Origin of the sequence: Streptomyces sp. NBC_01381, assembly GCF_026340305.1 — a bacterium.
In the GTDB taxonomy this organism is placed as follows: Bacteria; Actinomycetota; Actinomycetes; order Streptomycetales; family Streptomycetaceae; genus Streptomyces.
Genome location: NZ_JAPEPI010000004.1, coordinates 24,139 through 50,218, shown reverse-complemented (window position 1 = coordinate 50,218; position 26,080 = coordinate 24,139). Strand labels below are relative to the sequence as shown.

Here is a 26,080-nt window from a genome sequence, read left to right as displayed (position 1 = left end):
CTCGCGGGGCGACGATGGCTGCACCGCATCGCCGTCCCGGGAGGCCGACTTGACCGATCCATGGGTGGCTCTGGAGGCCGGTGCCGATCCCGCGGAGAGGGTGCGGGTGCTGCGCCGCGCCCATGAGAGGTTCACCGAGGCGGGGACCGTCGCGCGGCCGGTCCGTTCCGTGGTGGCCGACTCGTGGCGGCGTTCGGCTCGGGCGCGGGTCTGCCCCGAGGACACCGGTGCGGCGGTGGAACTGACCGACGGGGACCTCGGCTCCTATCGGGCGGAGCATCCGCTGGCCGGAGTGATGCCGCTGTTCCGCGAGCTGATGGGCACTTTCGCGATGGACGGTGAGCATCTGCTCGCCGTGTGCGACGCGCACGGCAGGCTGCTCTGGGTCGAGGGGCACTCGGCGACCCGGCAGAAGGCCGGGCGGATGAACTTCGTGCCAGGTGCGCGGTGGGCGGAGTCGGCCATGGGGACGAACGCGCCGGGTACGGCGGTGGCCGTGGACCGGCCGGTGCAGGTGTTCGCCGCCGAGCACTTCATCCGGCGCGTCCAGCCGTGGACGTGCGCGGCCGCTCCGGTGCACGATCCGCGGACCGGCAGGCTGCTCGGGGCGGTCGACATCACCGGGGGTGACGGTCTCGCGCATCCGCACAGCCTTGCCTTCGTCCAGGCGGTCGCGCGCGCCGCGGAGTCTCAACTGGCGCTGCTCGCACCGCCGGTGGAGATGATGGACGCCGTGGAGCTCACCGCGCTCGGCCGCGATGAAGCCCTGCTTCTGACCGGGGGCCGCAAGGTGCGGCTGAGCCGCAGGCACAGCGAGATCCTCGTCGTGCTCGCCCGCCATCCGGAGGGGCTCACCGGTGACGAGTTGCTGTGCGCGCTGTACGAGGACGAGTCGGTGACACCGGTGACGCTGCGCGCCGAACTGGCCCGGCTGCGCCATGTCATCGGTCCGGAGCTGCTGAGGTCGCGCCCGTACCGGCTCGCGGTGCCGGTCGAGTCCGACGTCGATACTGTCGAGCGTCGGCTCGGCGCCGGGGCGGTCACCGCGGCCGCCGCGTCGTACGCGGGGCCGCTGCTTCCCGGTTCGCAGGCGCCTGCCGTGGCCAGGCTTCGGCGCAGGCTCGCCGACCAGCTGCGCGCGGCGCTCATCGCGCGCCGCGACCCCGACCTCCTGTCCGACTGGGCGCACGCCCCGTGGGGCGAGGACGACCTGGCGGTGTGGCGCGTGCTGGCCCAGGTGCGGGCGACCCCGCCGGTGCTCGCCCGCGTCGACGATCTGAACGCGGAGCTGGCGGCCGGGACGTAACCGGCGGCGAAGTGCGCAATCGGCGGCGAGGTGTGCAACGTACATGCAACGTCCGCGCTCCTAGCCTCCGGGCGAGAGCTGCCCAACGGCGGGCAGCCTTCCCCGGGAGGCCAGCCAAGATGACCCGTTACGCAGCGCCCGGCACCGAGGGCGCACTCGTCTCCTACCAGGCCCGCTACGACCACTTCATCGGCGGTGAGTACGTACCACCCGCCCGCGGCCAGTACTTCGAGAACCCGAGCCCGGTCAACGGACAGCCTTTCACCGAGATCGCCCGCGGTACGGCCGAAGACGTGGAACGCGCGCTGGACGCGGCGCACGCAGCCGCCCCCGCCTGGGGCCGCACCTCCGCGACCGAACGCGCGTCCGTCCTGCGGAAGATCGCCGACCGCATGGAAGCCAACCTCGAGCAGCTCGCCGTGGCCGAGAGCTGGGAGAACGGCAAGCCGGTCCGCGAGACCCTGGCCGCCGACATCCCGCTCGCCATCGACCACTTCCGCTACTTCGCCGGCGTCATGCGCGCGCAGGAGGGGTCGCTGAGCGAGATCGACGAGGACACCGTCGCGTACCACTTCCACGAGCCGCTCGGCGTCGTCGCGCAGATCATCCCGTGGAACTTCCCCATCCTGATGGCGACTTGGAAGCTCGCCCCGGCGCTCGCCGCGGGCAACGCGGTCGTACTCAAGCCCGCCGAGCAGACCCCAGCCTCCATCCACTACTGGCTGAGCCTGGTCGCCGACCTGCTCCCGCCGGGCGTCGTCAACATCATCAACGGCTTCGGCGTCGAGGCGGGCAAGCCCCTGGCATCCAGCGCACGCGTCGCGAAGGTCGCCTTCACCGGTGAGACCACGACGGGCCGGCTGATCATGCAGTACGCCTCGGAGAACATCAAGCCGGTGACGCTGGAGCTCGGCGGCAAGTCCCCGAACATCTTCTTCGACGACGTGTGGGCGGCCAACGACGATTTCCGTGACAAGGCGCTCGAGGGCTTCACGATGTTCGCCCTCAACAACGGCGAGGTCTGCACCTGCCCGTCGCGCGCGCTCGTCCAGCGGGGCCACTACAGCGAGTTCATGGAAGCGGCGGTCGCCCGCACCGAACAGATCGTCGCGGGCCACCCGCTGGACACCGACACGATGATCGGCGCCCAGGCCTCCAACGACCAGCTGGAGAAGATCCTCTCCTACCTGGACATCGGCCAGCAGGAGGGCGCCAAGGTTCTGACGGGCGGTCAGCGCATCACGTACGACGGTGAGATGGCCGGCGGCTACTACGTCCAGCCGACGATCTTCGAGGGCGACAACCGCATGCGGATCTTCCAGGAGGAGATCTTCGGCCCGGTCGTCTCGGTGGCGTCGTTCAACGACTTCGACGACGCGATCAAGACCGCCAACGACACGCTGTACGGCCTGGGTGCGGGCGTATGGACGCGCGACATGAACACCGCCTACCGCGCGGGCCGCGCGATCCAAGCCGGCCGGGTCTGGACGAACTGCTATCACGCGTATCCCGCGCATGCGGCGTTCGGCGGCTACAAGCAGTCGGGGATCGGGCGTGAGACGCACAAGATGATGCTGGAGCACTACCAGCAGACGAAGAACCTTCTGGTGTCGTACTCGCCGAAGAAGCTCGGCTTCTTCTAGAGGCACGAGAAAAGGCGCCTGACCTGGGCTTTTGCCCGTCAGGCGCCTTCCACTCGGCCCGCTCAGCGCAGGGCCCGGTTTGCGTTGTAACTCCCAGTTTCTCCCACCGCTATCCCCCTTCTGACCAGCTGTTCCGGACCAGTGGCGGACCAAACCCCGGCTCACCCCGCAGGTGCCCCGCCCTGGCTGACGCGGTCCCACTCCTGCATTGACTGCTCAATGAGGCGGTTGGCCTGCTCCCGGACGCCGTCCAGGAACTTGGCGTAGTGGCGGAAGAGGACCTCGATGCTCTGGCCCGCGCGGCGAGCACATTCGGCCGGGTCCACACCGGAGTACAGCCAGAACGAGATCCCGGCGTGCCGGAGATCGTAGGGCCGCTTGGCCAGCCCGGAGGCGAGTTCCGTGCGCGTCAGGACGTACTTCCGTGCCCGCGCCCAGGTTGTGCCGTACGCGGCTGCGTCCACGTAGTTGCCGGCCTGGTTCCGGAACAGCCGCCCGTCCGGCGCCACGCCGAACCGTTCGATGTGCGCGCGGAGGATGCGCACGAACTGCGGCGGGATCGGCACAGGTCGGGTCGCGGTAGCCGCACGGCGCTTGAGCGAGTGCACCTCGTGCACCGCGCCGTCGTCCGTCCAGTCCTTTCCTGCGGTGACGACGCCCCCCGAAAGGTTGAGCATCCCCCACCCGGTCTTGGGGAGGTGACACTGATCGAGCCGGAGGTGGATGACCTCCGCGGGCCGCATGGCCGCGTAGTACATGCAGCCGAAGAACGCCTCAAGGTGAGGACCGCGTCCGCACTGCTGGGCAACCGCCGCGAGGAGCCGGGCGACCTGGGCCGGATTGGGAACGGCAGCCGGGTCCGCCTCCTCGTTGACGGCCGGAGCGTTCCACCTGAGTCCGTTGAGGGGGTTATCCCCGAAGTAACCTTTCTCCACTGCAGTGTTGAGCACTTCGTTGAACGCGGCCCTCTTGCGCCGCGCCGTCTTGGCTGCAGCCGCCTTGCCGTCCAGCTTGCGACACAGGGCGTCCAGCGCCCGTCGCAGCACGTCGGCTTCCGCGAGTGCACCGACGGGCAGGGAGTTGCGCTTTATCCAGTCCAGGGCCTTCCGCCACTCCTCGTTCGGCTCTTGGGCCCATGCGTTCTTGTTGAAGGCCCACGAGTACAAGGCGCGCCGCAGGACCCGCGGCTCCGGATAGGTCGCGCCAGAGTGCACCAGGGCAGGTGTGATCGTGGCGAATGCGTCGGCCAGAGTGCGGCGGGTGTTTCCCGGCGTGCGGTCCCACCGTTGGTCAAGGTATTCGTGGGCAAGGTCGTACCACGTCGTCCGCTGCTTGATGGCTCGTAGCTCGGACGCCGGCAAACCTGTGTGTACATCAAACGGCTCGCCTTCGCGCGCTGCCGTCATCAGTTTTGAGCGCCTGCTGTCGGCGAGCCCGAAGGTCATGAATGACTCGGACTTTTCGCGCCCATCGACCGTCCACCGGACCATAAAAGGCTTGCGCCGGTCAGGGCGCTCGCGTATGCCCCAAAAGCGGACGTTGTAGCTCATCGCCAAGTGTCAGAATCTCTCTCGCATGCTTCCCACCAGGCGTCCAGGTCTGCGCGACGGCACCGGAGTTCGCCATTGGGCAACCTGATCATGTGGGGTCCTTGCCCGCGAGCGCGCATTCGGTAGAACGCTGACGGACTCATACGGATCTCCGCCAGAACCTCGGCGAGCTTCAGCGCGGGAGGGCGAGCCATGCAATATCACCTTCGTGTCGATAAAGGCTTCATGCCGGAAATCCAGGCCCACATACGCAGCACAGCTCCCCGGCTCTGCACGGCCACACCTCATGGAGCGGACGGGAAGAGGCAGCGAGGCATCGAGGATCGACGCAGCGTGGTTTTCCTCACGGCACTCGGGCAAGCGGTCCGGAGGGAGAACTTGCGTAGCGGGCAGCCATAGCCGTGGCATGAAAGCGCGGTCATTGACGTGCCAGCAGGTGACAACATCCGCGCTATTACCTCCTCGCGAATGCGTGCGGCGCTGCCAACTGCGTCCGCCACGGCTCCACCGCCAAGCACAGCTGGGTGCGAACAACATCAATGCTCTGGAGAATCCCCGGTTTCGCTAACCGGGGATCGTCTGCTATGTATCGCCCAGCACGAAGGAAGCGCCCCTGGTGTTCGTGTCGTCTGCTTCAGGAAGCCAGTCGATAGGAGCGGAGAGCAGGGGTCGCTCCATCCGTGACCAGCATCAGAAGCCCGTCTTCGGTGAGTCGGCCGAGGCTAAGGGCCACCACGCGCTCGGAGGAGCCAAGGACTTGGGCGACGTGTCGAGTTGCGGCTCCAGGGTGCACCGCGATGTACGCGAGGACCGCTCGATCACGACGGTAGCCCCGTTGCACCAGGTCCTCGCCGAACAGTCCAGCCGCGCAGACGCATAGACACAGCGTCGTGGAAAGGGCACCGTATTCTTCCGTCTCCTGTGCGGTCCATGCATTCAGAGCGCCGAGCGCCAAGAGGATGGGGGCAGTGAAGCGGGCGGATCGGAGAGCGGGATTCGACAGATTTGCCTCCTTGAGACGGGCCTCGGCAGTGAGACCGATTACTGAGCTTGAACTCGTGGTGTCGTAGCTGCTGACAGGTCTTGATCCTCGCGGTACGCCGTTGATATGAGGTACGCGCAGGGCGGTGGACTACTGAGCCTGAACTCGTGGTGTCGTCGGGTTGAGGGATAGGCCGGTTCCGGCGAGACATCCGTCGATCAGATCGTTGCGGTACTGGATCGTGCGCAGACCGCGCCGGACGGTCTGGACCAGGTGGTCGGGGCTGGTGAAAGCGATGTTGCTGAGCCAGCCGCGCCGTAGCAGGGACCAGATGCCCTCGACCGGGTTGAGATCTGGTGCATAGGAGGGCAGTTGGTGGACGGTCAACCAGTCCCGCTCGGCGATCCAGGCGCGCATGCGGGAGTCCAGATGCACGTTCAAGTTGTCCCAGATGAGCACGATCGGGCCGCCGAGTTGCTGGTGGGCAACCTGCAACAGATCCCGGTAATTGGTCCCGGCGAAGGACTTACGTCCGTCGCGCCGGCCGTCATCGCGGCGGGGCCGGTAGATCAGCCGGGAGCTTTCGCCCTGTTTGTAGCAGGTCAGGGCGGCGATCGAGACCCGTCGGCGGGAGCGGCCGCGGACCCGGATGACGGGTGTCTGCCCGCGCCTCGCCCAAGTGCGGGCGATCGGCGGCGTCATCGAGAAGCCGGACTCGTCCTCGAAGACGATCCAGGCGTCGAGCGCCGCCGCGGTGCTTCCACCAGCGGCCAAGTCTCCTTCACCCAGCCGGTGATCGCCTCATCGTCGCGCTCGAGGGCCCGCCTGGCCGGGATCTGACAGGAGAAGCCGTGGCGGATCAGCAGCTTGCGCACGCCCTGGATGGTGTAGCTCTTGTGGAAGCGACGACCGATGACCGTCTTCACGCGGGTCAGCGTCCACCGCTGATCCGGCCAGCCATGCGCGACCGGGCCCTTGACCAACTCTGCTTCCAGCTGCGCAAATTGGGCCTCACTCAGACGTGGTGGCGAGGCCGACCCAGACGAGCGCAAGGCCCGTGGGCCGCCCTTCGTCCACGACTTCCGCCACCGTTGCACCGACCGGACGCTGACCCGCAGATCCTTCGCGATCACCGAGCTCGGCTCACCAAGGGCGAACCGCTCGGCCGCCACCTGCCGAATGCCCTCGCGGAACTCACGCCGCTCGTCCGCCAGACCGCCGCCCTGCGCGTACCTCATGACAACGGCATACCGCCAGGATCAAGACCAGTCAGCAGCTACGACACCACGAGTTCAGGCTCAGTAGGCATGAGTCCCCTTCTGGTCGCCGCCGAACTCTCCGGCGGCTCAGTCCGGAGATGGCAAGGGGCATGAGCTCGCCACCTCTGGCGCGTCCCCAGTCTCGGCAGATGAGGTCCGCGATAGCAGGGGGCATTGCGGTTGTCCGGTTGTACGGGGGTTGTACTCGCGTGGCAGGCTGTCCAAAGGCTGGGACAGAGAGTGATCGCATGGGCATCATCGACGTATGAGCGGTGAGACAGCGTCGAGCGAACCCAACAAGACGCTCTTGGTCGTGTTGAAGGAAGCGGGCTGTTCGCACGCCGCGCTGGCTCGTCGGGTCGTCGAACTGGGCCGCCGCCAAGGTGTGGTGATGCGCTACGACAAGGCGTCGGTCAATCGGTGGCTCCAGGGAATGCAACCCAGGGGACGGGCGACGGAGTTCATCGCCGCCGCGCTTTCCGAGATGCTGAACCGGCCCGTGGCGCCAGCGGACTTAGGCTTCACAGCTGACCCACTGAAACCGGTGATTACGCGCGCCCTGTCTTACTGTGGAGACGTGGGTGAAACGCTGCACACGCTCGCCGAACTCGGATCCACCGCCATCTCCCGACGCAGCCTCCTCGGCGCCGTGCCCTTTGTGGCATCTGCGTTGCTGGAGCCATAGAGGCAGTGGCTGCTCTGGCTGCTGGAAGAGGAACAGCAGCCGACCCTGGCCGTCGTCGAGGGTGGCGGCCAGGTCGAGCAAGTCCAAGCCATGATCAAGATGTTCGACCAGATGGACAACACCTACGGTGGTGGAGGAGTGCACTCCAGTATCGTGAACTACCTGACCATCGAAGTCGTTCCGATGCTCCAGCAGCGCGGCATCCCTCATCACCAGCGGAAGCAGCTCTTCACCGCCGGCGCCAGGTTGGCTGCGATGGCGGGTTGGTGTTCGTACGACTCGGCGGAGTACGGCCTGGCCCTGTGCAATATGAACATGGCCCTCAGCCTGTGCAGGGAAGGTGGGGACCGGGTGCTCGGCGGGCAGATCCTCGCCGGCCTGTCGCACCTCTTCATTAACCTTGGCTATCCGCGCGATGGTGTCGCACTGGCTCGAACCGGTATTGCCACCGCCAAGTCGGCGGGCAGCCCGATGGGCCTGATGCGCCTCCATGCCATGGCCGCACGCGGGTACGCGGCCCTCGGCGACGGGCGGGCCGCCACGGCTTCGCTGCACGGGGCGACCCAGTCTCTGGACGTCAGCCGGGGTGCCCTGCAGGAGTCGGAGTGGGTTCGGTACCTAGACCCCCACTACCTGGAGGCCGAAGCAGCCCTATGTCACAGGGACTTGGGCGAGTCCGCGAAAGCCGAACGGCTGGCTGAAGCATCGGTCTCCGCGAACGCCGAGCGCCGCCGTCGGCAGGCAATCAGCCGGTCGGTCCTGGCCACCGCTCACCTTCAGCAGGGCCGCCTCGACGAGGCGATCAACACGGCCACCCACGCCTTGAATGGATTGGGCGGCGTCCACTCGGAGCGCTCCGTCCAGGCCCTCCGAGAATTCAGAACGCGGCTCGAGCCGCGCCGAAATGAGCCGTTGGTCCGCGAATTCGAGCGGAAAGCGAAACCCATCCTCGGCGCCGCCTGACGAGATCAGTAACCGTCCGGGGTCGGTGCGTTCTGCGCCCGGTCGACAGGGATGTTAGCTCCTGAGATGCCCCGCGCCCCGTCCGACAGCAGGAACGCCACAACCTCAGCGACCTCGACCGGGGACACCAGCGAGCGAGCCGGGAACTCGTCCAGGAAACGCTCGTACGCCGCAGGATCCTCCGTACGCATGCGATCCCATCTCTTCCCTGGGATGAGCATCGAGCCAGGCGAGACGGCGTTGACCCGGATGTTGTCCGGGCCCAGCTCACGGGCCAGGGACGAGACGAGGTGGATCTGCGCCGCCTTCGCCGCTCCGTACTGTGCCTGGGGGCCTGGCTTCCATCCGGAGATCGACGCGATCACGACGACAGCACCGCCGCCTGCGGCCCGAAGGTGAGGAAGGGCCGCCGCGGCGAGGCGTGCGGAGTGCCCGGCGTTCAGTTCCCAAGTGGTCGTCCAGTCCTGCGCAGTCGACTCCCCCAGCGAACGACCAGCCGCTCCCCCCGGCACACGCCACCACGCCGTGCAGGCCCCCGCGCTCTGCCACGGCGGCGTCGACGAAGTCCTTCAGCGCCTCCGCGTCCGTGACGTCCAACGGACAGGTGAACAAGGCCGGCAGGCCATCCTTCTGCACCGAGGCATTGAGCGCATCGAGGCGGTCCGCGTTCCGCCCGCATGTGGAGACGAGCGCGCCGTGGGCCAAGAGCAGGCGCACGACCTGTTCACCCAAGCCACGAGAGCCGCCCGTCACCGCGACATGCCGTCCCTGCAGGGGACCGGGCACAGTTCGACCCCCTACAACCACATCCGCCTCCGCCATAACGTCCTCCGTTCCCATACAACCTATGCGCACGAGTGTGGCGGAATGCATCCCCAATGCCGACTTCATGGTTCCTGAAGTGCGCGGTTCGCTTTACCCCGTACCTCATACGTGGCATAGCGGGAGCCGCTCCGGCCGCCGTGATCAGCACCAGCAGCCGTACCGGACGCGCACTCGGCTTCATACGGCGACGAGGTGCCCCTGGCGAGTAGTGAGCCTCACTTGCCGTTGGCCCCCACCACGGAAGGAACGCGCGCACCATGGCCAGCTCTACAGCACCCGCATCGCCAGCCTCCACGGCTTCAACGCCCGTCAGCCAGGGGGACGGGGGCATTCGGACGCTGCCGGAAGCGGTTGCCCGTCGACTCCTTGACGGACCCCGCCGGACGCTGTGAGGAGCCGGCGATGGTCACCGATCAAGCCCTGGCCAGCGTCATCGGCGCAGCCGAGCGCCGGAAGAGTCTGACGATGACGGCAAGCGACCGGGCACCACGCGAGGCCCGCGCCTTCACTCGCGAGGCACTCACGGACTGGGGTCTGGAAGACCTCCTGGACCGAACCGTATTGATCGTCAGCGAGCTCACCACCAATGCCGAGCGGCATGGCTGTTCTCCCGCAGCGCCAGGGGGCTCCGAGGACAAATCGGCCGACGATCGTAAGGAACACATCACGCTGACGCTCGCCGTTCACACCGGCGGGGTGGGGATCGAGGTGGAGGACAGCTCCCCACTGCCGCCGACTCCACGGGACGCCTCGGTCGACTCGATCGATGGGCGCGGCTTGCAGCTCGTGTCAGCCGAAGCCGACGCGTGGGTGGCCTGCCCCAAGGCGGACGGCAGCGGGAAGCGGGTGGTGGCGCTCGTAAGGCGTCCGGATCCCTGCCCCGCGTCGTAGCGCTTGCCCCTTGCCCCGCCCTGTCGGACCTGGAGGTGTTCGCCATGCCTATTCGGCGCTCGCCCGCCGCCTCACCTATGGCCCCGAGGGAGAAGATGGACGTCGACGTTGAACAGCACCAAGTGCTGCTCCTCGACCTGGATGGCGTGCTCGTAGACACGCGTCCGGTCATGGAGACGGCGTGGCGCGCGGTGCAGAAGACACACGGCATCGACATGCCGTTCGCGGAATACGAGCGGCACTTGGGCCGGCCCTTCGACGACATCATGGAGCGGCTCGAACTCGTCGAAGCTGACCGAATTCACGCGACCTACTCGGATGCGTCGCAGGCTGCCGCGCAGCTGGCGAGTCAATTCGACGGCATCGCCGAAGTCCTCCACGCCTTCGTGGCCGCCGACTGGCAGCTCGGAGTCGTGACGTCGAAGCCGGTTGACCGCGCCGCACCGCTATTGGCGCAGCTCGGGTGTCCATTCGCCACGGTCCGCGTCCCCGGTGGGCAAGGGCGCGGGAAGCCCGCGCCGGACCCCCTGCTCCTCGCCCTCATCGATCTCGGTGCCGACCCGGCCCACGGTACGTACGTGGGCGATATGGCAGTGGACCAAGAGGCAGCGCACCGCGCAGGTGTCTCCTACGTCCACGCAGGTTGGGGCTACGGGCGCCCTGGGACGCCCACGCCTGAGATTGCTCGAACTCCGAAAGATCTCCTCCGGCTCCTCGACGCGAACCGCCGCCCCACAACCTTCGTCAAGGAGAGCCCGCGGTGAAGGCCCAGCAGCGAAGCTCCCTCGGTATAGCCCTCACTGAGTCCGGCGGCGAGCCCTTATGGGAGCTGGTCGGCGCAGGCGCCCTCGCCCGACTGCACTCGGACAAGATCACAACGGCCGAACCGGAGGCGTTGCCGCTCGACCGGCACGAGGTGAACGCACGCGTCGAGCACGTGATGGCACAGCTCGAAGCGTATTGCTCCCACCACATGTCGACTCCCGGAGGCGCGGAGTGGCTGTACGTGCAGCACGTTCCTGTCCGGCGCCTGGTGACCCGGCTGGTGCGCAAGTTGATGGCGCTCAGTACGTGGACGCCCTTCGCACAATCGCCTGGCCATCTGTCCCTCGCGCCGTACGAAGGGCTGATCGGGATCCGCGACAGCAGCTCGCGGGAGTACCGGTCCTACACCGTCACGTGGTCCGGGGTCGCCTATGCGCTGGGCGCCCGAGCGCCGTACAACCCCGTGCGTCGGCAGCCGGTTCTGGCAGCGCCAGTGGAAGGGCTGCAGGTGAGCCTTGCCGGAGCGGAGGAGAAACTCACCCAACTCGACCGGCGCCCTGCCAGCCGCAACGTCGTCGACCTCGGAATCCCCACGAGTACGAGCCCTGGTTCCGTCCCCAAGCAACCCCGTTCAGAGGAATCAGACTGACGTCCGTTTCCGTGTCGGAGCGGCGAGGTCTACGAGCACACACGCCCGTTGCCTGCACAGCGCCACCGCCACCGTCAGCGGTAGAACGACTTACTGAAGGCCAGCGTGGTCGATTTCGCAATGACCGTCTTGTCCAAGTCGAAGAAGGTGGGTGTCCGCGGCAAGGAGTGGCTTTCCACGTGCCCGAGCATAGGCACCCACCATTCGGCGTAAGGCGAGGCGCGTGGGTTTGCCTGAGAAGGCCCTCGGGTCCACCATGGCTCTTCGAAAGCTCAACTGCCCATATGACAAAGCCCCTTGAGTCGCAGCTGGCTGGACACCGAGCGACACAAGGGGCTGGTGGAAGGACACAACATGTCGATCCAAATCCACGATCCCATACGACCCGGCGCGCCGCCACGGCGTGGCCGCTCGGCAGCCGTCATGGTCGTGATCATCCTGCTGATGATCATCCTCATGAGTGCTGATCAAATCGCGGCAGCCGCGGCCCTCGTCACTGCCGGGGCCACCATCGTGACGAGGCTCAACAAGGTGGGCCTATGCATTTGTCAGCCCTAAATCTGCGCCAGCACCGCAGCTGAGCATCGCCTCTGCTGACGCACGCAGGGCCTGGCCGTCACTGCGGCCAGGCCCTCTCGCGTTAAGAGGTCGTTTTAAACTGGTTTGCTCCGCCTCGCGTATCTCTTAGCCCGTCCCAGGTCTCACGCGTGTCGGATTCCGGCACGCCTCCGCTAGACGGAGAAGGCATCGACGCACGTCTTGGGATGAGACAAGGCGCGAATGCCGTGGACCTGCTGCGCGGCCCCACGTCCTGCCGCGTGACACACGAGGCGTTACAACGGCAGCCTCAGCAAGGGCTACGTCATCACGATCTCGGACAAGCGGCGCCAGACCGGCACCCCGCGCAACGACTTGTTCATTCACGGCGAGATGACTCAGCATCAGGCGTGCACGTCGGCCACGGTGTGCTGCAGAGGGTGCGCTTCGCCGAGTAGGGAGCCAACCTGCGCACCCCGCTCGTCGCTGACCGGCCCGTGGACGTGCAGGTCAGCCGACACCCCGTACGCACGTCGTCGAGGTTGCCTCGTGGGTGCCATGTGGGAGTCACGTGGGAGCCGGCCTCACATGGCCATGGACGATGGCCACCAAAGGTCCAAGGTCCACGCTCCCGACCGTTGCGAGCACAGCGTGGTGACGGGCTCGGGCTCTTCGGCGCGTATCACTGCCTGTCGGGCGCGGTGATGGCGTCGCTGTAGAGGCTGAACAGGCGCGGAAGTGACGTGGGGGTGTGCTGAGCCGCAGGGAGGGCACGCAGAGTGGTCCAGCATTCCTGGGTGAGTCGGCGGGCACGACTGCCGGGCCAGGGCCGGGGCAGCAGTTCCGGAGGCAGTAGCGGGTCGGGGGTCATAGCTCGGCTGAACTCCGCGGCGAGTTCCACGGCCAGGGTGAGCCGCTCGACTCCGGACAGGTCTGTTCCGCGGGCCAGTCGGTCGGCGCAGGTCGCGGCGAAAGCGGCGAGGCGTTCGTGCCGAGCGGCGATCTCACCCAACGGCCAGATGCGGGCGGCGAGTTGCTGAGGGTCGGTGACGCCCCCGATGCGCAGGTCGGTACTGGTGAGGAACGTGACGGAGTCGAGTACGTCGAGATGGCGGGCCTGAGCCTCGACCAGATCGGCGATGGGGTTGGCGGCCACGTACAGGCCGCCCTGGACGGGCGCCGCGCCCAGGTGCAGCAGGGTTTCCCGCAGGGCGTCGCGGTCGGTGCGGCGTGCTTCCGGGATGGCGAAGGCGAACAGGTGCCACGTGCTGTCCCAGGGTGCGAGCCCGCGGTCCTGCCGGTAGGCATAGCGGACATGCTCGGTATCGGGGGCGACGGTGCCGGTCGCGGCATCGGGCACTGCCCGCAGTACGGCCTTGCGCCCCCGCCCTTCCTGGTTGAACCGACCCTCGGTGACAAGGCGTTTGACGCACAGCCGGACCTGCTGGTCGGTCATGCCGAGGAGTCCGGCGACGGCGTAGAGCTCACCGGCGTCGACAGTCCCGTCCTCACGGACCAGGGCGTGCACGAGCAACCGCGTGGGAATCTCGGGACGCTGTGCGTGGTCCGGCTGCGCGTGATTCATCGGGGGCTTCCTCCGGCCAGGTCGTCGGGGGTGACGGCACGGTGCATGGTGGTGACGGCACCGAATCCCATCAACGTCCTCAGAAACGGGGTCTGCTGGGTGCGCACGGCGCTGAAGCCGTGGCGTTCGTAGAGGGCCTTGGCGCGCGGGTTGACGTCGATGACGTCAAGCCGGATCCGGGAGCAGGCGTTCTCGGCGGCCACGGAGGCGATCTCGCGCAACAGCAGGGCTCCGATGCCGGTGCCGCGGTGTGCCGCGGCCACGCAGATGCCGTCCATCACGAGTTCACCCTCGGCGGGTTTCCGGGTGAGCAGGACGAGCAGGGCAAGCCGGGGCAGTCCTCGCAGCGGGCCGTTTCCGGACAGTACGTCACGTGCCGAGCCGCCGTTCAGAGCGCGGCCCGCGAGGTCGTAGCCGGCGACGCCGACGACGCGGCCCACACCGTCGAGCGCGGTGATGCCGCGGTCGTGGTGCAGATGGGAGGCGAGGAACGCCCGGCCCTTCTTGGGAGGGCCGAGCGCGCTGCCGAGCTTGCGGCCGAACGCCTCCCAGTACAAGGCGGCCACCTGCTGTTCGGCTCCTTCGGGGATCCCTCGATGCAGACGGGGGGCGCCGCTGTCGCCCCGGTCCGCCGCCTCCTGTGGTGCGTCCACGGTCCTCCCTCTCCCAGCGCGAGCCGTCGTGCGCCTTCACCGTTCACCTCTACCGACAATCATAGTACGCTCGTATTCGAAACGACCGTTTTAGTTTCGATAGGTTCTGAGGAGTGACGTGATCGTTCGACCGCGTAACGAGAGCCCCCCGCACCCCCCGACAAGGCAGCAGCGGCAGAGCGGCGGCGCCCGGCTGGCACAGGTGGACGCGCTGCGCGGCTTCGCGCTGCTCGGCATCCTGATGGTCAACATCACCTACATCGCCTCCGCCTATCACGGCACCGGCCTGGAGGACCCGGGCCTCGGCGGCCCGGTGAGTGAGGCCGTCCGATGGCTGGTGGCGGTGCTCTTCGAGGCGAAGTTCTTCCTGCTGTTCTCGTTCCTGTTCGGCTACAGCTTCACGCTGCAGATCGACTCGGCCGAGCGGCGCGGCGCCCGGTTCACACCACGCTTCCTGAGGCGCCTGACCGGGCTGTTCGTGATCGGCGTCGTGCACGCCGTCGTCCTCTTTCCCGGCGACATCCTCACCCTGTACGCCGTCCTGGGGCTGATCCTGCTCGCGCTGCGCCGCATCCGACCCCGTACCGCAGTACGGATCGCGGTGGCACTCCTCGCGGTGACCGCCGTCGCATACGCGCTCCTCGCACTCGCCGCCGGCCACGCAGGCGGGGACGGCACGATCTCTCCGTCCACGGCAGCTGCCGCAGCCCAGGCGACCGAGGCCCTGCGCGGTGGACCGGCATCGGTCATCGGCGCCCACCTCGAGGAACTCCCGGACGTGGCCTTCCTGTTGGTCTTCTTCCAGGCGCCGTCCGCGCTCGCCGCCTTCCTGCTGGGCCTGGCAGCCGGACGCCGGCGAGCCCTCGCGGACACCGACCGGCACCAGCGGCTCCTGCGGCGACTCCAGTGGGTCGGCTTCACGGTCGGGCTGCCGGGCGCCATCGTGTACGCGGACGCGAGCCTGAACCACCCCGAGTCCGCCTACCAGCTCTTCGCCATGGGCCTCGACGTGATCACCGCTCCCCTGCTGGCCGCCGCCTACGCGGCGACCGTGCTCCGCCTCACCCACGGCCGCCGCGGCCAGATCGTGGTCACCGCGCTCGCGCCGGCGGGCCGCATGTCGTTGACCAACTACCTCGGTCAGTCCCTGGTCTGCGCCCTGCTGTTCACCGGCTTCGGGGCCGCCCTGGTCGGCCGCGTCCCACCCATCGGAGTCGCGGCGATCGCCTTGACCTTGTTCGCGGTACAGACAGCGGCCAGCCGATGGTGGCTGCGACACCACGCCTACGGCCCGCTGGAGTGGCTGCTGCGCGCCTGGACCACGCTGTCGATACCACCGTGGCACCCGCAGCCCGGAAAACGATCAACCCAGCCATAGTTCTCGTACGTTCATTTCCTTGTCCCGTTCAAGAGCAAAGGTGCATCCGCATGTCCAGTGCGGACATCAGGACCGTCGTGGCCCACACCGGATGAACGCCGCGCCGGGGCGGAGCAAGTCAGAACGCGGCGGCGGGGGGATCGGACCGGACCCTTCAGCGACGGCTCATCAGCGTCCGGCAGGCTCATGTGGAAGCCCTGGCCGATGGCTCACTCCCCACCTCCACCCGCCACGCTGGGCTCACGCCGGAGCCCGAATTGGCCGACGCTCCTGCGCCGTCCATCTGCCCAGTCCGGCTCCGGGGGCCGCTGCCGCCGGAGCCAGCCGCCGTCGGCGAGAGCGAGCGGGGCGCGGCGGGCAGCGATGAACTGCGCGTCTCCCCCGCCCTGCTAGCGGCCTCACAGTCGCCCGCCGCTGTTCAAAGCCTCTCCCGGCCAGGTGCGGGCCGCCTCCGTGGCCACCGCGGGCCCACCCGCTTGCTCTGCGTCCGGCTCTCGGAGGGGTTTTATGCTCCTGCACCACGCCCAACCAGCACGCCAGGTGAAGTCTGCGCACACGCCGCCGGGCGGGTGCTTCCAGTGCTCCGGGCTCGCGCTCTGTCTGCGCCGGGCGGGAGCGCGCGAGGGTGGTCGGTGACCGGGGCCGGTGCCCCTTGTGACCGGTCGCATCCTGGGTGGCCGGGCCGGGCCCCGGTGAGGGCGGTGGTCGCCATGGCCGAGGTGAAGGACCGGGTGAGCGGTCCTTGGTGACGGTGTCGCATGGGCACGCAGGTTGCGAGATCGACCGGCAGGCGATTACAGCCCGTCCACGATTCCCATGGCCTGCGGTGTCTCACGGCCGCTTCGATGAAGAGAGTCGATGCCCACCAGGCCGCTCGGGCGGACCACAGTGCGGCCGGGTGTGTTCCCGGCCGCACTGTGAGAACCCCGTCCCGGGCGCGGGCTACCCCGCGGCCACCGGTCGGTAGGTGCACACGTGCACGCCCGTGCTGCTGACCACAGTCGAGATCAGCTCAAGCGTGCGCAGCGCGCCGTCGGCCGGGTAGATCGTCTTTCCGCCGCCGAGCAGCACCGGCATGATCATGAGCCGTAGTTCGTCGACCAGCCCTTCGGTCAGGAGGGTGCGGGCGAGCGAAAGGCTGCCCATCACCACCAGGTCCCGACCCTCGTTGTCACGCAGCTTCCGGATGTGGTCGAGTGCCTGGTCGCCGGGTATGCGGGTGGTGTTGTTCCACGTCAGGTCGGCTTCGCCCAAGGTACTGGAGACGACGTACTTGGCTACCGAGTTCATGTGGTCGGCGAAGGGGTCACCGGCTCGCTCGGGCCACGCCGCGGCCATGGTCTGCCACGTGCGGCGTCCGAAGAGCAGCCCGTCGGTGTCGGCGGCCCACTCGGCGAGGGCACCGCCCATCACCTGCGGGTCGAAGAGCGGGTGCGTCCAGCCGCCGTGGGCGAACCCTCCGTCGGTGTCCTCGTCAGGGCCGCCAGGGGCCTGCATGACGCCGTCCAGGCTGACGAATTCACCCATCACAATGCGCATCGAACTGTCTCGCTTCCTCGTGGGTTGCTGATCATTTGGTTGTTGGTCATGGAGACTTTTGGCGGTGGCCCTCAGGCAGTACGCCGGTAGTGCACGGCCACGTACGCGAGCAGCGTGAACATGACGGTCGTGCCGATGGCCATGGTCAGCGCGCCCGCCTTGCCGCCGCTCATCGACCACGCGTCGCCGGCCAGCATCACCGTGGCAGCGACGCGGGCGACCACCGCGAGCCGCCGGTTCCCAAGCCGGGAGAAGTGCCGGCCGAGCAGGTAGCCCGCGGCGATCAGCGAGGCGAAGGTGATCGACCCGGCGGCCATGTGTCCGTACGCGTGCCAGCTCATCGACTGTGGGATGCCCGCCGGCGTGCCCACCGGGAAGGCGTCCGCCGGGTCCATCGTCAGCAGCCCGGCGGCGACCATGCCGACCCCGACCACCCGGACCAGCCGCGGCACCGCGACACCACCGGCCGTCCCCTGCATGACCCGGCGCAGTCCGGCCGCGCCCACCGTGGCCAGGATCCCGGCGATCACGAAGTTGGTGATCTGCAGCCAGCCGAGCGATCCCGTGGCCAGCTGGCTGAGCGCGTGCCGGGTCGGCTCGAACCCCTCGCGGGTGAGTGCCTGGGCGACCGACACGGTCACCCACAGTGGACCGGCGACGGCAGCGCAGGCGAGCAGCCGACGGGTGCCGACCGAGCCGCGCCGGGCAGCGGGGCGAGCCTGGTCGGCGGCGGCTGCCGCTGTGGTGGTGCCTGTGGCGTGCGGGAGGCGGGTGCTGGTGGTCACGACGGGCTCCTTCGAGGGGCGGGCGGGTCTCGGACTTCTTCCGTGGGGCTCGCACCAACGTCGATCCGCTGATACAACAAGGAATCAACGAATTCCCTGTCACATCATCGGGTGCGACGTGTCAGTGCGCCCCGGCGATCCGGCCGGGCGGGATGAAACCGGAGAGACACAATGCGCTACCTGATGACGACCAAGGCCTCGGAGACGGCGAAGGTCCCCGACGAGGAGCTCTACGCCGAGATGGGCGCTTTCATCGAGGAGCTGAGCGCCGCAGGTGCGCTACTGGCCACCGGCGGGCTCGAACCGGGCGGTGTCCGGCTGGTCTCCGAGGGCGGCGACATCACCGTCACGGACGGCCCGTTCGCCGAGTCCAAGGAGGCCGTCGTCGGCTTCGCCCTCATCGAGGTCCGCTCCAAGGAGGAGGCGGTGGAACTGGGCCGCCGGTTCCGAAAGATCGTCGGTGACGGCGAGAGCGTGATCCAGCAGGTCTTCGCTCCGTGACGGACGTCCACCGCACGGTCGACGCGATCTGGAAGATGGAGTCGGCCCGTATTGTCGCCGCGCTCACCCGCATGGTGCGCGACGTCGGCGTGGCCGAGGAGTTGGCGCAGGACGCGCTGGTCGCGGCGCTGGAACGGTGGCCCGAGTCTGGAATCCCGGACAATCCAGGCGCCTGGCTCACCACCGTCGCCAAGCGCCGCGCCATCGACCACATCCGCCGCGACCGACGCTTGGCCGAGCACGGCGAGACGCTCGCGCACGAACTGGCCGAGCGGCAGCGGCTCGACGGTGATGGCGACGGCGGCGTCGACCACAATCTTGAGTCCGCCGAGTCCACCGATCCCGTCTCCGAGCAGGACGACGTGCTACGGCTGATGTTCGTCTCCTGCCACTCGGTCCTGTCGACCGAGGCACGCGTCGCCCTGACCCTGCGGCTGCTCGGCGGACTCACCGCGTCCGAGATCGCCCGTGCGTTCCTCACCGCCGAGCCGCTGATCGCCCGCCGCATCGCCACGGCGAAGCGCACACTCACCGAGAAGCGGGTGCCGTTCGAACTCCCGGACGGTGCCGAGCTGACCGAACGCCTCGCCTCCGTCCTGGAGGTCGTCTATCTGATCTTCAACGAGGGCTACTCGGCGACCTCGGGCGACGACCTGATGCGGCCCGGCCTGTGCCTGGAGGCGCTGCGGCTGGGACGCCTGCTCGCCCGGTCGGTACCCGACGAGGCGGAAGTACACGGCCTGGTGGCGCTCATGGAGGTCCATGCCTCCCGCACGACGGCCCGCACCGGCCCTGCCGGCGAACCGGTTCCGTTGCACATGCAGAACCGGGGACGCTGGGACCCCTTGCTCATCCGTCGCGGCTTCGAGGCGATGCTGCGGGCTCGCGCGGCCGGTACGCCCGGCCAGCCAGGTCCCTACGTACTGCAGGCCGCGATCGCCATCTGCCACGCCCAGGCGCGCACCGCCGAGGAGACCGACTGGGTACGGATCTCCGGACTGTACGCCGCCCTCGCCCGCCTCCTGCCCACCGCCGTGGTGCGGCTCAACCAGGCGGTCGCGGTAGGCATGGCGGACAGCCCCGCAGCTGGCCTCGCCCTCGTCGACACGCTCACCCCTGACCCCGCGCTCCGCGACTACCACCTGCTCCCCGGCGTGCGCGGTGACCTGCTGCTGCGCCTGGGGCGCGGCGAAGAGGCCCGCCGCGAGTTCGAGCGCGCGGCGCTGCTGACCCGCAACGCCGCCGAACGCGCGTACCTGACGCGTCGTGCCGAGGCGATCCCGGTCGGGGACGCGTCCACGCCGACGTTCGGAGAGGCCATCGACGCGTTCCTGGCCCAGGACCGGCTCGCACCGGCGACGGCCCGCTCCTACGGACAGACCTTGTGGCGGCTGCGGCTGACTCTGGGAGTGGGGATGCCGCTCACCTCACTAACGGCCGATCAGATCGCCGGTGCCTTCCGCCTCTTGTGGGGCGGCGTGGCGGCGTCCACCTGGAACCGACACCGCGCCGCCGTACGGGCGTTCGCGGCGTGGGTGCACACCCCGGACCTCGACGCGACCATCCCCCAGCGGATGCCCCGGCGCCGCCGCGCACCGGCGCCTGTACCCGCCCCGGTCCTGCCAGGAACTGCGTGGCCGGGAGGGGTGGAAGCCCCGTTGCGGGAGCGCACCTTGTGGACGCTGCTGCACGAGTCCGGCTCCACCGTCACGGCCCTGCTGGCCCTCAACGTCCAGGACCTGGACCTGCCGGAGCGACGAGCCTGCCGCGCGGACCGGCGGTCGGACCGGCGTGGCGCGTGGATCACCTGGCGATCGAAAACGGCCGCGCTCCTGTCCGAACTCCTGGACGGCCGGACCCAGGGCCCGGTGTTCCTCACCGACCGACGCCCGGGGCCTGCGCGGGCGGGCCTTCTGAGCGTGGCCGACGCCTGCCCCCAGACCGGCCGAGGGCGACTGTCCTACGAGCGCGCCGAGTTCCTGTGCAAGACGGCAACCGGCCACACGCTGCGCCAACTGCGGGACTGGGACGGGGAAGGGGATCAGGACAGGGAAGGGGATCAGGACGGGGAAGGGGATCAGGACGGGGACAGAGACGGGGACGGCACCGAACCCTGAGGGAGCGTTTCGCCCTGTGGGGTGTGTTTGATCCCATGGTTAAGTGCCGCGCCAGTTCAGGGTGCTTTCGCCGGTGAGGCGGCGGGTCATGAGGTCGATCATGGCGAGGTGGATCATGGCTTCGGACCGGTGCGGGTGGGTTTCGTAGTCGCGGGCGAGTCTGCGGTGGTGCATGAGCCAGCCGATGCTGCGCTCGATGGTCCAGCGTCTGGGGATGATGGTGAACCCGCGGGCGCCCGGCGGGCGTTGGACGGGCTGGACGTCGATGCCGAGGCGGGCGCCGTGCTCGATGGCGGTGGTGCGGTAGCCGGCGTCCACCCACGCCTTCGTGATGCGGGGGTGAGCCGCGGCGATGCGCGAGAGCAGGTGCACGCCGGCCGCCGTGTCGGAGACGCTGGCGGCGGTGACCAGCACGGTCAGCAGCAGGCCGAGCGTGTCGCAGCCCAGGTGGCGCTTGCGGCCGATGATCCGCTTGCCCGCGTCGGTGCCCTGGTCCGTCAGGGGCACGTTGGCGGAGGTCTTGATGGTCTGGGAGTCCAGGACGCAGGCCGACGGTTCGCCGTCGCGTCCTTCGGCCTCGCGGACCAGGTGCCGCAGCAGGCCGGTGAGCTGGGCGAAGACGCCGTCTTCCTGCCAGCAGGCGAAGTAGTGGTAGGTCGTGGGCCAGGGCGGGAAGTCGTGCGGCAGGTAGCGCCAGGGGACTCCGGTGCGGTCCACGTACAGGATTGCGTTCATCAGAGGGCGCAGGTCGTGTTCGGGCGGGCGTCCGATGTCCAGGCCGCGGCCGCGGCGCTCGGCCCGCCAGGCCGAGAGCACCGGCTCGATCAGTGCCCAGCGCTCGTCGGACAGGTCGCTCGGATAGCCGCTGTCGGCGGTCATGTTTCAGATGTACTGCGCGGCGGTCGGCTCGGCCAGCGGGCAAAGACCGGCGAGCGGCCCCGGGTTGGGATCAGACAGGAGGCATCGGGATCAAACAGTCCTCTGGCTCCCCACGGCGGACTGGTAGCTCTCCACTCACTTCAGCACCAGCTGGACAGCTTCCACAAACCATCACTTAGTGCTATCAGACAGGGCGAAACGCTCAGTAAGTAGTTCAGAGAAGTGACCAGGCCGAAGCTGATCGCGCCGGACCAGACGGGACGGGGCATGCGGCACCTCCGTGACAGCCCCGAGAAGACCAGTGTAGGTTCTCAAAAACCGCGCCATATTCTCAGAGCTGACTGCATATCGGGAGCACTTATGGCGCTGTGCTGAGACGCGCGGTAGGGCCATGAAGCTGACCCGATTCGGGAAACGCGTCGCCACGGCAGTCCGGAAGATCCCGGCTGAAGGGGCGCAAGGCCACGAGATGATCGCTTCATGACTGAGATCGTTCTGATGTCCGACCCGAAGGTCGCAGCCGTGCCTGTCCAGGAGTGCGGTGAACGGCTCGTGGATGTTCGACGAGGCAGCCCCCTGCTGGTCGACGAGCGGAAGTGGCAGGACTCCGCTGGTGCCTTCGCCCACCTGCGGGAAGGAGTGCTCGATCGACTCCTCAAAGCACAGGCACAGCTGCCTCAAGGAATACGGCTGCTGTTTGTCGAGGGATACCGCCCGCCGTCCCTTCAACGTCGCTACTTCGACGAATACGCAGCCCAACTGCGTGCCGAACACCCGGAATGGGCTGCTGAGCAGGTCCGCTCGGCAGCCAGCCGCTACGTGTCTCCGCCCGAGATCGCACCGCACAGCGCCGGGGCGGCTGTTGACCTGGCGCTCTCTAATGACGACGGGCGCGAGCTTGACATGGGCACTCGTATGAACGCGACTCCGGAGGAGAGCGCGGGCGCTTGTTACACGCAGGCCGACAACATTAGCGACGAGGCTCGCTCCCATCGGGACATCCTGGGCACTGCGCTCACGGCTGCCGGCCTGGTCAACTACCCAACAGAGTGGTGGCACTGGTCATACGGAGACCGCTACTGGGCCCTGCAAGCAGGAGCGGCAGTCGCCCACTACGGGCCCAGGGAACTCGACTGACCGAAGACCTCATAAAGGCCCTGAACTATAAGTAGTCGCCCTGGGTGCAGGCCGGACACCTCGGCCTGCACCCGAGGAAATGACACGTTCCCTGAGACGAACTCGCCATGACATGACGTGAGACACCTTCAAGAACCGCAGGTCAGAGCGATGCTCTATGACCCGGGGCGCGAGATCCTACAACCAGGCTACGAGCGCTCTCCCACGCAGGCACCTTGGGGCTGCCCGTCTGTACCGAACTCGGCATCGGCGGGAGCACGACCAGACGGCGGCGCTACCGTTAGAAGCCTCGAGGAAGAGGCACGCCATGGGCGACATCCCCAAGAGCCGCGACGCAAAGCATCCGTTCCTGCGGCAGATCCTCACGCCGTTCTACCGGACGCGGATGCGCCGGATCCAGCGCAATCACGCGACCATCAGCGAGAACCGGGCGAAGATCAAGAGGGCGCGTAGCGATCGGGCCTACGTCAAGCAGCTCAAGAAGGACGGCACCCTCAAGTAGACCCCGCCCTCGCTTGGGGCCGGGGCGCAGTCGCGTCCACACGCCGCCTCTCCCCCGCTCGTCGCTTCTGCCCTACGGTGTCCCTCTAGCTCAACCCTGGGGGGACATATGCGCGTTCGCGCTACAGCAGTCACGGCGGCTCTGCTCCTGGCCGCTCTCACTGCATGCGGCAGCAGCGACGGTGAAGGCAAGGCCGACGGGAAGACATCTGGGGACAAGAAGGCCTCAGCGTCGAAGAAAGTCGACTGCATGGACGAGGACATCAGTCAGGCCGACTGGATGGAGCACTGCTCCGAAGAGGGCGCCGGCACCGGCGGGGACGGAACCGAAGGCCAGACGACGGATCTGAAGTTCGGCGAGTCCTACACGTGGCCGGACGGATTGAAGGTGGCCGTCGCCGAGGCGAAGGTGTTCACGGACTACGACGCCGAGTTGATGGAGTCAGCCGAGCCCGGGAGCACTGACTTCCGCGTGAAGCTGAAGGTGGAGAACACTGGCAAGACGGCAGTTGCCCTCGATGACCTGTCCGTCATCATCGACGGCGCCACGAAGGGCGGCCAGGCCGCGTCGACGTCGTTCGAGAACGGCGCCGAGCCGCTCGAGGGGCGCCTGGCTCCTGGGGTGTCCGCGACGAAGACCGACGACAGCGTGCTGGAGACGAAGTACGGGAAGAAGATCGTCGTCACGGTGCAGCGCAACAGCGATGACCTCGACACGGACTTCCCGGAGTTCACCGGGTCCATCATTGGGTGACTTGAAGGGCTTGAGCGCACAAGAATGCCCCGCCGCCTGCCGTGAGGCAGACAGCGGGGGTGCCAGCAGCTACTCCGTCGGCCCCTCGGGAGGGAGGTCCGGCTCCACGAAGAGGCCCTCGTAGGAGCGCTGCGGCTGGGGTTCGACGAGGCCGAGCTCGACGAGGCTGGGCATGTCGCCAGCGGAGTCGTCGACGCGGCGGGCCATCGGTCTGGGTTCAGGCATCAACTCTCCTCAGTACTGGCGGCGCTGCGGATCCAGCGCGGCGGCCTTCGGTCCGTTGCCCGGTTCGTCGGGGGCTGGGGCTCCGTCGCGGCGGCAGACGAGGGCGTCCGGGTCGTCGGCCGGGGGCTGGAGCGAGTAGCCGTCCGGGCAAGCCTGCCCGTCGCGGCCATCGGTGCCGTCCTTCCCTGCGGGCCCTTCGGGCCCGGCTGGTCCGGGTTCGCCCTGAGGGCCTGGCGGTCCGGCCGCTCCGTCGGCACCTGAGGATCCGGGCGGGCCGGTCTCCCCCACGCCGTCCGTGCCGTCACTCCCGTTCTGCCCGTCATCTCCTGCCGGGCCGGACGGCACCTGCGAGCCCGGCTCACCAGGTTCGCCTGCGGGGCCGCGTGGTCCGGGAATCGGGACGGGTACACGGGCGCGGTCATCAAGGTCCTCGACGGCCTTGCTCGGGTCAGGGGCCTTGGGGGTTTCGCCCGCGGCCCGGACTTGGGCGCGCAGGACGCGGACGTCCCCGGCGAGAGTGGAGACGGCGCTGCCCCGCTTGTCGGCCTCGTCGGCGAGCTGGCCGTACCAGGACCAACCGATGACTACTGCGCCCGACAGGGCCACCAGCCAGCAGAAGACGGCGAGCCAGCGCCAGTGCCCGGCGAGGGCACGCTCTGCACGGGTCACGGCTCTCCTCCCAGGTTGATGACTTGTACGCGGAGGCGGGCGATCTCCACCTGATCGGCGATGCGCTGCTCGAGGAGCGCGGTGACCCGCATCTCTCGCTCGGCGAGCTCCTTGCGGAGCCCGTCGCGTTCCTCCTGGATTTGGTCGATCTCCGAGTTCATGCGGGTGGTCGCGTTCTCGCCCCGCTTGCCGAGGTACGCCACCACCGAGCCGGACAGCACCCCGACTAGCGCGAGGACTGCGCCGAGGGTGGTGGCATCCAAGGTGGCTCCCTAGAGGTCGTGCCGAACGGCAGGCCGCACGGCAGGGGACCGCCGATTGGGGACTGCCCACGTGAAGCCGAGCGCGGCGAGGACGGCCAGGCCGGCGGCCCAGCCTTCGGCCGCGGTGATGGTGTCGTCGGCGAGCGCGGTGGACAGGGTGCCGGCGCCTGCGACGACCGCGGCGACGACGGCCTTCCAGTACTTCGAGATCTTCACGGCGCTACCTCACTTCTTGGGGAGCTTGAGGGTCTGGCCGACGGCGATGTCGTCCGGGTTCGGGAGGTGGTTGAGCTTGGCGATCTCGCCCCAGCGGGAGCTGTCGCCGAGCTTGCTCGAGGCGATCGATGAGAGGGTGTCGCCCTTGCGGACCGTGTACGTGGTGACAGGCTTGAGGCGGTCGGCGATCTGGCTGCGCATCCAGTCCATGCCGAAGCCGCGGGGGTCGACCTTGCCGGGCTGCCACTCCAGGTGGCCGATGACCGAGCGGGACGTCCAGCCGTGGTGGCGGCAGATCGCGGCGCTCACGCGCTCGATGGCTTCCAGCTGGGCAGCCGGCCACGGGTCTTTGCCGTCGCCGAGGTTGATGGCCTCGAAGCCGTAGAAGCGGGCGTTGCCGTCGGTGTTCGCCTCGTTGTCGGCGGGGAGCGCACGCTCGTCGATGACCGCCTTGAGGACGTCGTCGTCGCCGAGGCCGGCATGGTTGGCGCGGCCGTAGCCGACCAGGTGCACGGTGCCGTCCTTGGCGATGACGCCGTGACACAGCGGGCCGGGCAAGGCGCTGTGTCCGTCGCGGCACAGGGCCACGGACCGGGCGGTGCCGGACGTGACGGTGTGGTGGATCATCACGCCGTGCACGGGGCCCCTGGCGCCCTTGTGGTTGCGGTTGTGGTGCTGCCAGTCGTTGACCTCGACGACGCGCACGCCCTCGTCGCGGAGCGCGTCGAGGAACGCGGACGCGGACAGTGGTGGAGCCATGGGATCTCCAGACATGAGAATGCCCCGTACCTGATCAGGTACGGGGCTTGGGGGTGGGAACTCA

General features: G+C 68.4%; 29 protein-coding genes and 3 pseudogenes. 14 read left to right on the top strand and 18 right to left on the bottom strand.

The window, feature by feature from the left end; translation table 11 throughout:
- The first annotated feature begins 49 nt into the window (after positions 1 to 49).
- Together OG453_RS41510 and OG453_RS41505 are read left to right on the top strand one after the other, a co-directional pair.
- Entirely contained in the window at positions 50 to 1,306 is a 1,257-nt protein-coding gene (locus OG453_RS41510; RefSeq protein WP_266873964.1) for a helix-turn-helix domain-containing protein, read from the top strand.
- Positions 1,307 to 1,425: 119 nt separating this feature from the next.
- Positions 1,426 to 2,949, top strand: coding sequence for an aldehyde dehydrogenase family protein (locus OG453_RS41505; protein WP_266873963.1), 1,524 nt, complete (start codon positions 1,426 to 1,428; stop codon positions 2,947 to 2,949).
- Positions 2,950 to 3,110: 161 nt separating this feature from the next.
- Here OG453_RS41505 and OG453_RS41500 read toward each other — a convergent pair whose 3' ends face one another.
- The 4 genes from OG453_RS41500 to OG453_RS41485 form a co-directional block, all read right to left on the bottom strand.
- Positions 3,111 to 4,499, bottom strand: coding sequence for an integrase (locus tag OG453_RS41500; RefSeq protein WP_266873962.1), 1,389 nt, complete (start codon positions 4,497 to 4,499; stop codon positions 3,111 to 3,113).
- Positions 4,496 to 4,693, bottom strand: a complete 198-nt coding sequence (locus tag OG453_RS41495) for an AlpA family transcriptional regulator (RefSeq protein ID WP_266873961.1) — start codon at positions 4,691 to 4,693, stop codon at positions 4,496 to 4,498. Before OG453_RS41495 ends, OG453_RS41500 begins: the two co-directional genes overlap by 4 nt.
- Positions 4,694 to 5,631: 938 nt before the next feature.
- Positions 5,632 to 6,183, bottom strand: coding sequence for a transposase (locus OG453_RS41490; protein ID WP_266873276.1), 552 nt, complete (start codon positions 6,181 to 6,183; stop codon positions 5,632 to 5,634).
- Entirely contained in the window at positions 6,180 to 6,719 is a 540-nt protein-coding gene (locus OG453_RS41485; protein ID WP_266873047.1) for a winged helix-turn-helix domain-containing protein, read from the bottom strand. Before OG453_RS41485 ends, OG453_RS41490 begins: the two co-directional genes overlap by 4 nt.
- A 286-nt stretch (positions 6,720 to 7,005) precedes the next feature.
- On the opposite strand from OG453_RS41485, the gene OG453_RS41480 reads away from it, so the two are divergent.
- Entirely contained in the window at positions 7,006 to 7,425 is a 420-nt protein-coding gene (locus tag OG453_RS41480) for a hypothetical protein (protein WP_266873959.1), read from the top strand.
- 90 nt (positions 7,426 to 7,515) lie between these two features.
- Entirely contained in the window at positions 7,516 to 8,388 is an 873-nt protein-coding gene (locus tag OG453_RS41475; protein WP_266873958.1) for a hypothetical protein, read from the top strand.
- Positions 8,389 to 8,393: 5 nt separating this feature from the next.
- Here OG453_RS41475 and OG453_RS45285 read toward each other — a convergent pair whose 3' ends face one another.
- Both OG453_RS45285 and OG453_RS45280 read right to left on the bottom strand, forming a co-directional pair.
- Positions 8,394 to 8,900 (bottom strand): SDR family oxidoreductase, encoded by a 507-nt coding sequence (locus OG453_RS45285; RefSeq protein WP_323178744.1) that lies wholly within the window; start codon positions 8,898 to 8,900, stop codon positions 8,394 to 8,396.
- Between the two features lie 40 nt (positions 8,901 to 8,940).
- Positions 8,941 to 9,210 (bottom strand): annotated as a pseudogene (locus tag OG453_RS45280) (SDR family NAD(P)-dependent oxidoreductase); the annotation flags it as partial.
- Positions 9,211 to 9,615: 405 nt separating this feature from the next.
- On the opposite strand from OG453_RS45280, the gene OG453_RS41465 reads away from it, so the two are divergent.
- The 3 genes from OG453_RS41465 to OG453_RS41455 all read left to right on the top strand — a co-directional run bounded on the left by OG453_RS41465 (position 9,616) and on the right by OG453_RS41455 (position 11,518).
- Complete coding sequence (locus OG453_RS41465; RefSeq protein WP_266873957.1) at positions 9,616 to 10,104, top strand: ATP-binding protein; 489 nt, start codon at positions 9,616 to 9,618, stop codon at positions 10,102 to 10,104.
- Between the two features lie 95 nt (positions 10,105 to 10,199).
- A complete protein-coding gene (locus OG453_RS41460; RefSeq protein WP_266873956.1) occupies positions 10,200 to 10,868 on the top strand; it encodes an HAD family hydrolase in 669 nt (222 codons plus the stop codon).
- Positions 10,865 to 11,518 (top strand): hypothetical protein, encoded by a 654-nt coding sequence (locus OG453_RS41455; RefSeq protein ID WP_266873955.1) that lies wholly within the window; start codon positions 10,865 to 10,867, stop codon positions 11,516 to 11,518. Before OG453_RS41460 ends, OG453_RS41455 begins: the two co-directional genes overlap by 4 nt.
- 77 nt (positions 11,519 to 11,595) lie before the next feature.
- On the opposite strand, the pseudogene OG453_RS41450 reads toward OG453_RS41455, so the two are convergent.
- Positions 11,596 to 11,709 (bottom strand): annotated as a pseudogene (locus OG453_RS41450) (HAD-IB family hydrolase); the annotation flags it as partial.
- A gap of 163 nt (positions 11,710 to 11,872) precedes the next feature.
- On the opposite strand from OG453_RS41450, the gene OG453_RS41445 reads away from it, so the two are divergent.
- The gene (locus tag OG453_RS41445) at positions 11,873 to 12,076 is read left to right on the top strand and encodes a hypothetical protein (RefSeq protein ID WP_266873954.1); all 204 of its coding nucleotides are present in this window, start codon (positions 11,873 to 11,875) and stop codon (positions 12,074 to 12,076) included.
- A gap of 661 nt (positions 12,077 to 12,737) precedes the next feature.
- Here OG453_RS41445 and OG453_RS41440 read toward each other — a convergent pair.
- Positions 12,738 to 13,640: a PaaX family transcriptional regulator C-terminal domain-containing protein gene (locus tag OG453_RS41440; protein WP_266873953.1), complete on the bottom strand. Its 903-nt coding sequence runs from the start codon at positions 13,638 to 13,640 to the stop codon at positions 12,738 to 12,740.
- On the bottom strand, positions 13,637 to 14,293 hold the full coding sequence (locus OG453_RS41435) for an N-acetyltransferase (protein ID WP_266873951.1): 657 nt from the start codon (positions 14,291 to 14,293) through the stop codon (positions 13,637 to 13,639). The genes OG453_RS41440 and OG453_RS41435 overlap by 4 nt, the downstream gene beginning before the upstream one ends.
- A gap of 118 nt (positions 14,294 to 14,411) precedes the next feature.
- Here OG453_RS41435 and OG453_RS41430 point away from each other — a divergent pair, with 118 nt between their 5' ends.
- On the top strand, positions 14,412 to 15,671 hold the full coding sequence (locus OG453_RS41430; protein ID WP_266873950.1) for a DUF418 domain-containing protein: 1,260 nt from the start codon (positions 14,412 to 14,414) through the stop codon (positions 15,669 to 15,671).
- A 942-nt stretch (positions 15,672 to 16,613) separates the two neighbouring features.
- Here the strand turns inward: OG453_RS41430 and OG453_RS41425 are convergent.
- Complete coding sequence (locus OG453_RS41425) at positions 16,614 to 17,210, bottom strand: dihydrofolate reductase family protein (RefSeq protein ID WP_266873949.1); 597 nt, start codon at positions 17,208 to 17,210, stop codon at positions 16,614 to 16,616.
- Between the two features lie 71 nt (positions 17,211 to 17,281).
- A complete protein-coding gene (locus tag OG453_RS41420; RefSeq protein ID WP_266873948.1) occupies positions 17,282 to 17,995 on the bottom strand; it encodes a DUF998 domain-containing protein in 714 nt (237 codons plus the stop codon).
- A gap of 171 nt (positions 17,996 to 18,166) precedes the next feature.
- Here OG453_RS41420 and OG453_RS41415 point away from each other — a divergent pair, with 171 nt between their 5' ends.
- Both OG453_RS41415 and OG453_RS41410 read left to right on the top strand, forming a co-directional pair.
- The gene (locus tag OG453_RS41415; protein WP_266873947.1) at positions 18,167 to 18,496 is read left to right on the top strand and encodes a YciI family protein; all 330 of its coding nucleotides are present in this window, start codon (positions 18,167 to 18,169) and stop codon (positions 18,494 to 18,496) included.
- On the top strand, positions 18,493 to 20,613 hold the full coding sequence (locus tag OG453_RS41410; protein WP_266873946.1) for an RNA polymerase sigma factor: 2,121 nt from the start codon (positions 18,493 to 18,495) through the stop codon (positions 20,611 to 20,613). The genes OG453_RS41415 and OG453_RS41410 overlap by 4 nt, the downstream gene beginning before the upstream one ends.
- Positions 20,614 to 20,652: 39 nt before the next feature.
- Here OG453_RS41410 and OG453_RS41405 read toward each other — a convergent pair whose 3' ends face one another.
- The gene (locus tag OG453_RS41405) at positions 20,653 to 21,492 is read right to left on the bottom strand and encodes an IS5 family transposase (protein WP_266873945.1); all 840 of its coding nucleotides are present in this window, start codon (positions 21,490 to 21,492) and stop codon (positions 20,653 to 20,655) included.
- Between the two features lie 480 nt (positions 21,493 to 21,972).
- Here OG453_RS41405 and OG453_RS41400 point away from each other — a divergent pair, with 480 nt between their 5' ends.
- The 3 genes from OG453_RS41400 (at position 21,973) to OG453_RS41390 (ending at position 23,884) form a co-directional block, all read left to right on the top strand.
- The gene (locus OG453_RS41400; RefSeq protein ID WP_266873944.1) at positions 21,973 to 22,629 is read left to right on the top strand and encodes a M15 family metallopeptidase; all 657 of its coding nucleotides are present in this window, start codon (positions 21,973 to 21,975) and stop codon (positions 22,627 to 22,629) included.
- Between the two features lie 307 nt (positions 22,630 to 22,936).
- Positions 22,937 to 23,131 (top strand): hypothetical protein, encoded by a 195-nt coding sequence (locus OG453_RS41395; protein ID WP_266873942.1) that lies wholly within the window; start codon positions 22,937 to 22,939, stop codon positions 23,129 to 23,131.
- Between the two features lie 249 nt (positions 23,132 to 23,380).
- The gene (locus OG453_RS41390) at positions 23,381 to 23,884 is read left to right on the top strand and encodes a hypothetical protein (protein ID WP_266873941.1); all 504 of its coding nucleotides are present in this window, start codon (positions 23,381 to 23,383) and stop codon (positions 23,882 to 23,884) included.
- Positions 23,885 to 23,953: 69 nt separating this feature from the next.
- On the opposite strand, the gene OG453_RS41385 is transcribed toward OG453_RS41390, so the two are convergent.
- The 6 genes and pseudogenes from OG453_RS41385 to OG453_RS41365 all read right to left on the bottom strand — a co-directional run.
- The gene (locus tag OG453_RS41385) at positions 23,954 to 24,109 is read right to left on the bottom strand and encodes a hypothetical protein (protein ID WP_266873940.1); all 156 of its coding nucleotides are present in this window, start codon (positions 24,107 to 24,109) and stop codon (positions 23,954 to 23,956) included.
- A gap of 9 nt (positions 24,110 to 24,118) precedes the next feature.
- Complete coding sequence (locus tag OG453_RS41380; protein WP_266873939.1) at positions 24,119 to 24,778, bottom strand: collagen-like protein; 660 nt, start codon at positions 24,776 to 24,778, stop codon at positions 24,119 to 24,121.
- Entirely contained in the window at positions 24,775 to 25,041 is a 267-nt protein-coding gene (locus tag OG453_RS41375) for a hypothetical protein (RefSeq protein WP_266873938.1), read from the bottom strand. The genes OG453_RS41380 and OG453_RS41375 overlap by 4 nt, the downstream gene beginning before the upstream one ends.
- A gap of 9 nt (positions 25,042 to 25,050) precedes the next feature.
- The gene (locus OG453_RS41370) at positions 25,051 to 25,257 is read right to left on the bottom strand and encodes a hypothetical protein (protein ID WP_266873937.1); all 207 of its coding nucleotides are present in this window, start codon (positions 25,255 to 25,257) and stop codon (positions 25,051 to 25,053) included.
- 9 nt (positions 25,258 to 25,266) lie between these two features.
- Positions 25,267 to 25,446: a LysM domain-containing protein gene (locus tag OG453_RS45275; RefSeq protein ID WP_323178750.1), complete on the bottom strand. Its 180-nt coding sequence runs from the start codon at positions 25,444 to 25,446 to the stop codon at positions 25,267 to 25,269.
- Positions 25,429 to 26,016 (bottom strand): annotated as a pseudogene (locus OG453_RS41365) (N-acetylmuramoyl-L-alanine amidase); the annotation flags it as partial. The pseudogene OG453_RS41365 and the gene OG453_RS45275, both read right to left, overlap by 18 nt.
- Positions 26,017 to 26,080: the final 64 nt, after the last annotated feature.

What these genes read in the sequence shown, in the direction of transcription:
- OG453_RS41415 (WP_266873947.1), top strand. Translation starts at nt 18,167, where the DNA reads ATGCGCTACCTGATGACGACCAAGGCCTCGGAGACGGCGAAGGTCCCC.
- OG453_RS41395 (WP_266873942.1), top strand. Translation starts at nt 22,937, where the DNA reads ATGGGCGACATCCCCAAGAGCCGCGACGCAAAGCATCCGTTCCTGCGG.
- OG453_RS41385 (WP_266873940.1), bottom strand. Translation starts at nt 24,109, where the DNA reads ATGCCTGAACCCAGACCGATGGCCCGCCGCGTCGACGACTCCGCTGGC.
- OG453_RS41405 (WP_266873945.1), bottom strand. Translation starts at nt 21,492, where the DNA reads ATGACCGCCGACAGCGGCTATCCGAGCGACCTGTCCGACGAGCGCTGG.
- OG453_RS41445 (WP_266873954.1), top strand. Translation starts at nt 11,873, where the DNA reads ATGTCGATCCAAATCCACGATCCCATACGACCCGGCGCGCCGCCACGG.
- OG453_RS41500 (WP_266873962.1), bottom strand. Translation starts at nt 4,499, where the DNA reads ATGAGCTACAACGTCCGCTTTTGGGGCATACGCGAGCGCCCTGACCGG.
- OG453_RS41480 (WP_266873959.1), top strand. Translation starts at nt 7,006, where the DNA reads ATGAGCGGTGAGACAGCGTCGAGCGAACCCAACAAGACGCTCTTGGTC.
- OG453_RS41425 (WP_266873949.1), bottom strand. Translation starts at nt 17,210, where the DNA reads ATGCGCATTGTGATGGGTGAATTCGTCAGCCTGGACGGCGTCATGCAG.
- OG453_RS41490 (WP_266873276.1), bottom strand. Translation starts at nt 6,183, where the DNA reads ATGACGCCGCCGATCGCCCGCACTTGGGCGAGGCGCGGGCAGACACCC.
- OG453_RS41390 (WP_266873941.1), top strand. Translation starts at nt 23,381, where the DNA reads ATGGACGAGGACATCAGTCAGGCCGACTGGATGGAGCACTGCTCCGAA.
- OG453_RS41460 (WP_266873956.1), top strand. Translation starts at nt 10,200, where the DNA reads ATGGACGTCGACGTTGAACAGCACCAAGTGCTGCTCCTCGACCTGGAT.
- OG453_RS41465 (WP_266873957.1), top strand. Translation starts at nt 9,616, where the DNA reads ATGGTCACCGATCAAGCCCTGGCCAGCGTCATCGGCGCAGCCGAGCGC.
- OG453_RS41505 (WP_266873963.1), top strand. Translation starts at nt 1,426, where the DNA reads ATGACCCGTTACGCAGCGCCCGGCACCGAGGGCGCACTCGTCTCCTAC.
- OG453_RS41440 (WP_266873953.1), bottom strand. Translation starts at nt 13,640, where the DNA reads ATGAATCACGCGCAGCCGGACCACGCACAGCGTCCCGAGATTCCCACG.
- OG453_RS41495 (WP_266873961.1), bottom strand. Translation starts at nt 4,693, where the DNA reads ATGGCTCGCCCTCCCGCGCTGAAGCTCGCCGAGGTTCTGGCGGAGATC.
- OG453_RS41400 (WP_266873944.1), top strand. Translation starts at nt 21,973, where the DNA reads ATGACTGAGATCGTTCTGATGTCCGACCCGAAGGTCGCAGCCGTGCCT.
- OG453_RS41485 (WP_266873047.1), bottom strand. Translation starts at nt 6,719, where the DNA reads ATGAGGTACGCGCAGGGCGGCGGTCTGGCGGACGAGCGGCGTGAGTTC.
- OG453_RS41475 (WP_266873958.1), top strand. Translation starts at nt 7,516, where the DNA reads ATGATCAAGATGTTCGACCAGATGGACAACACCTACGGTGGTGGAGGA.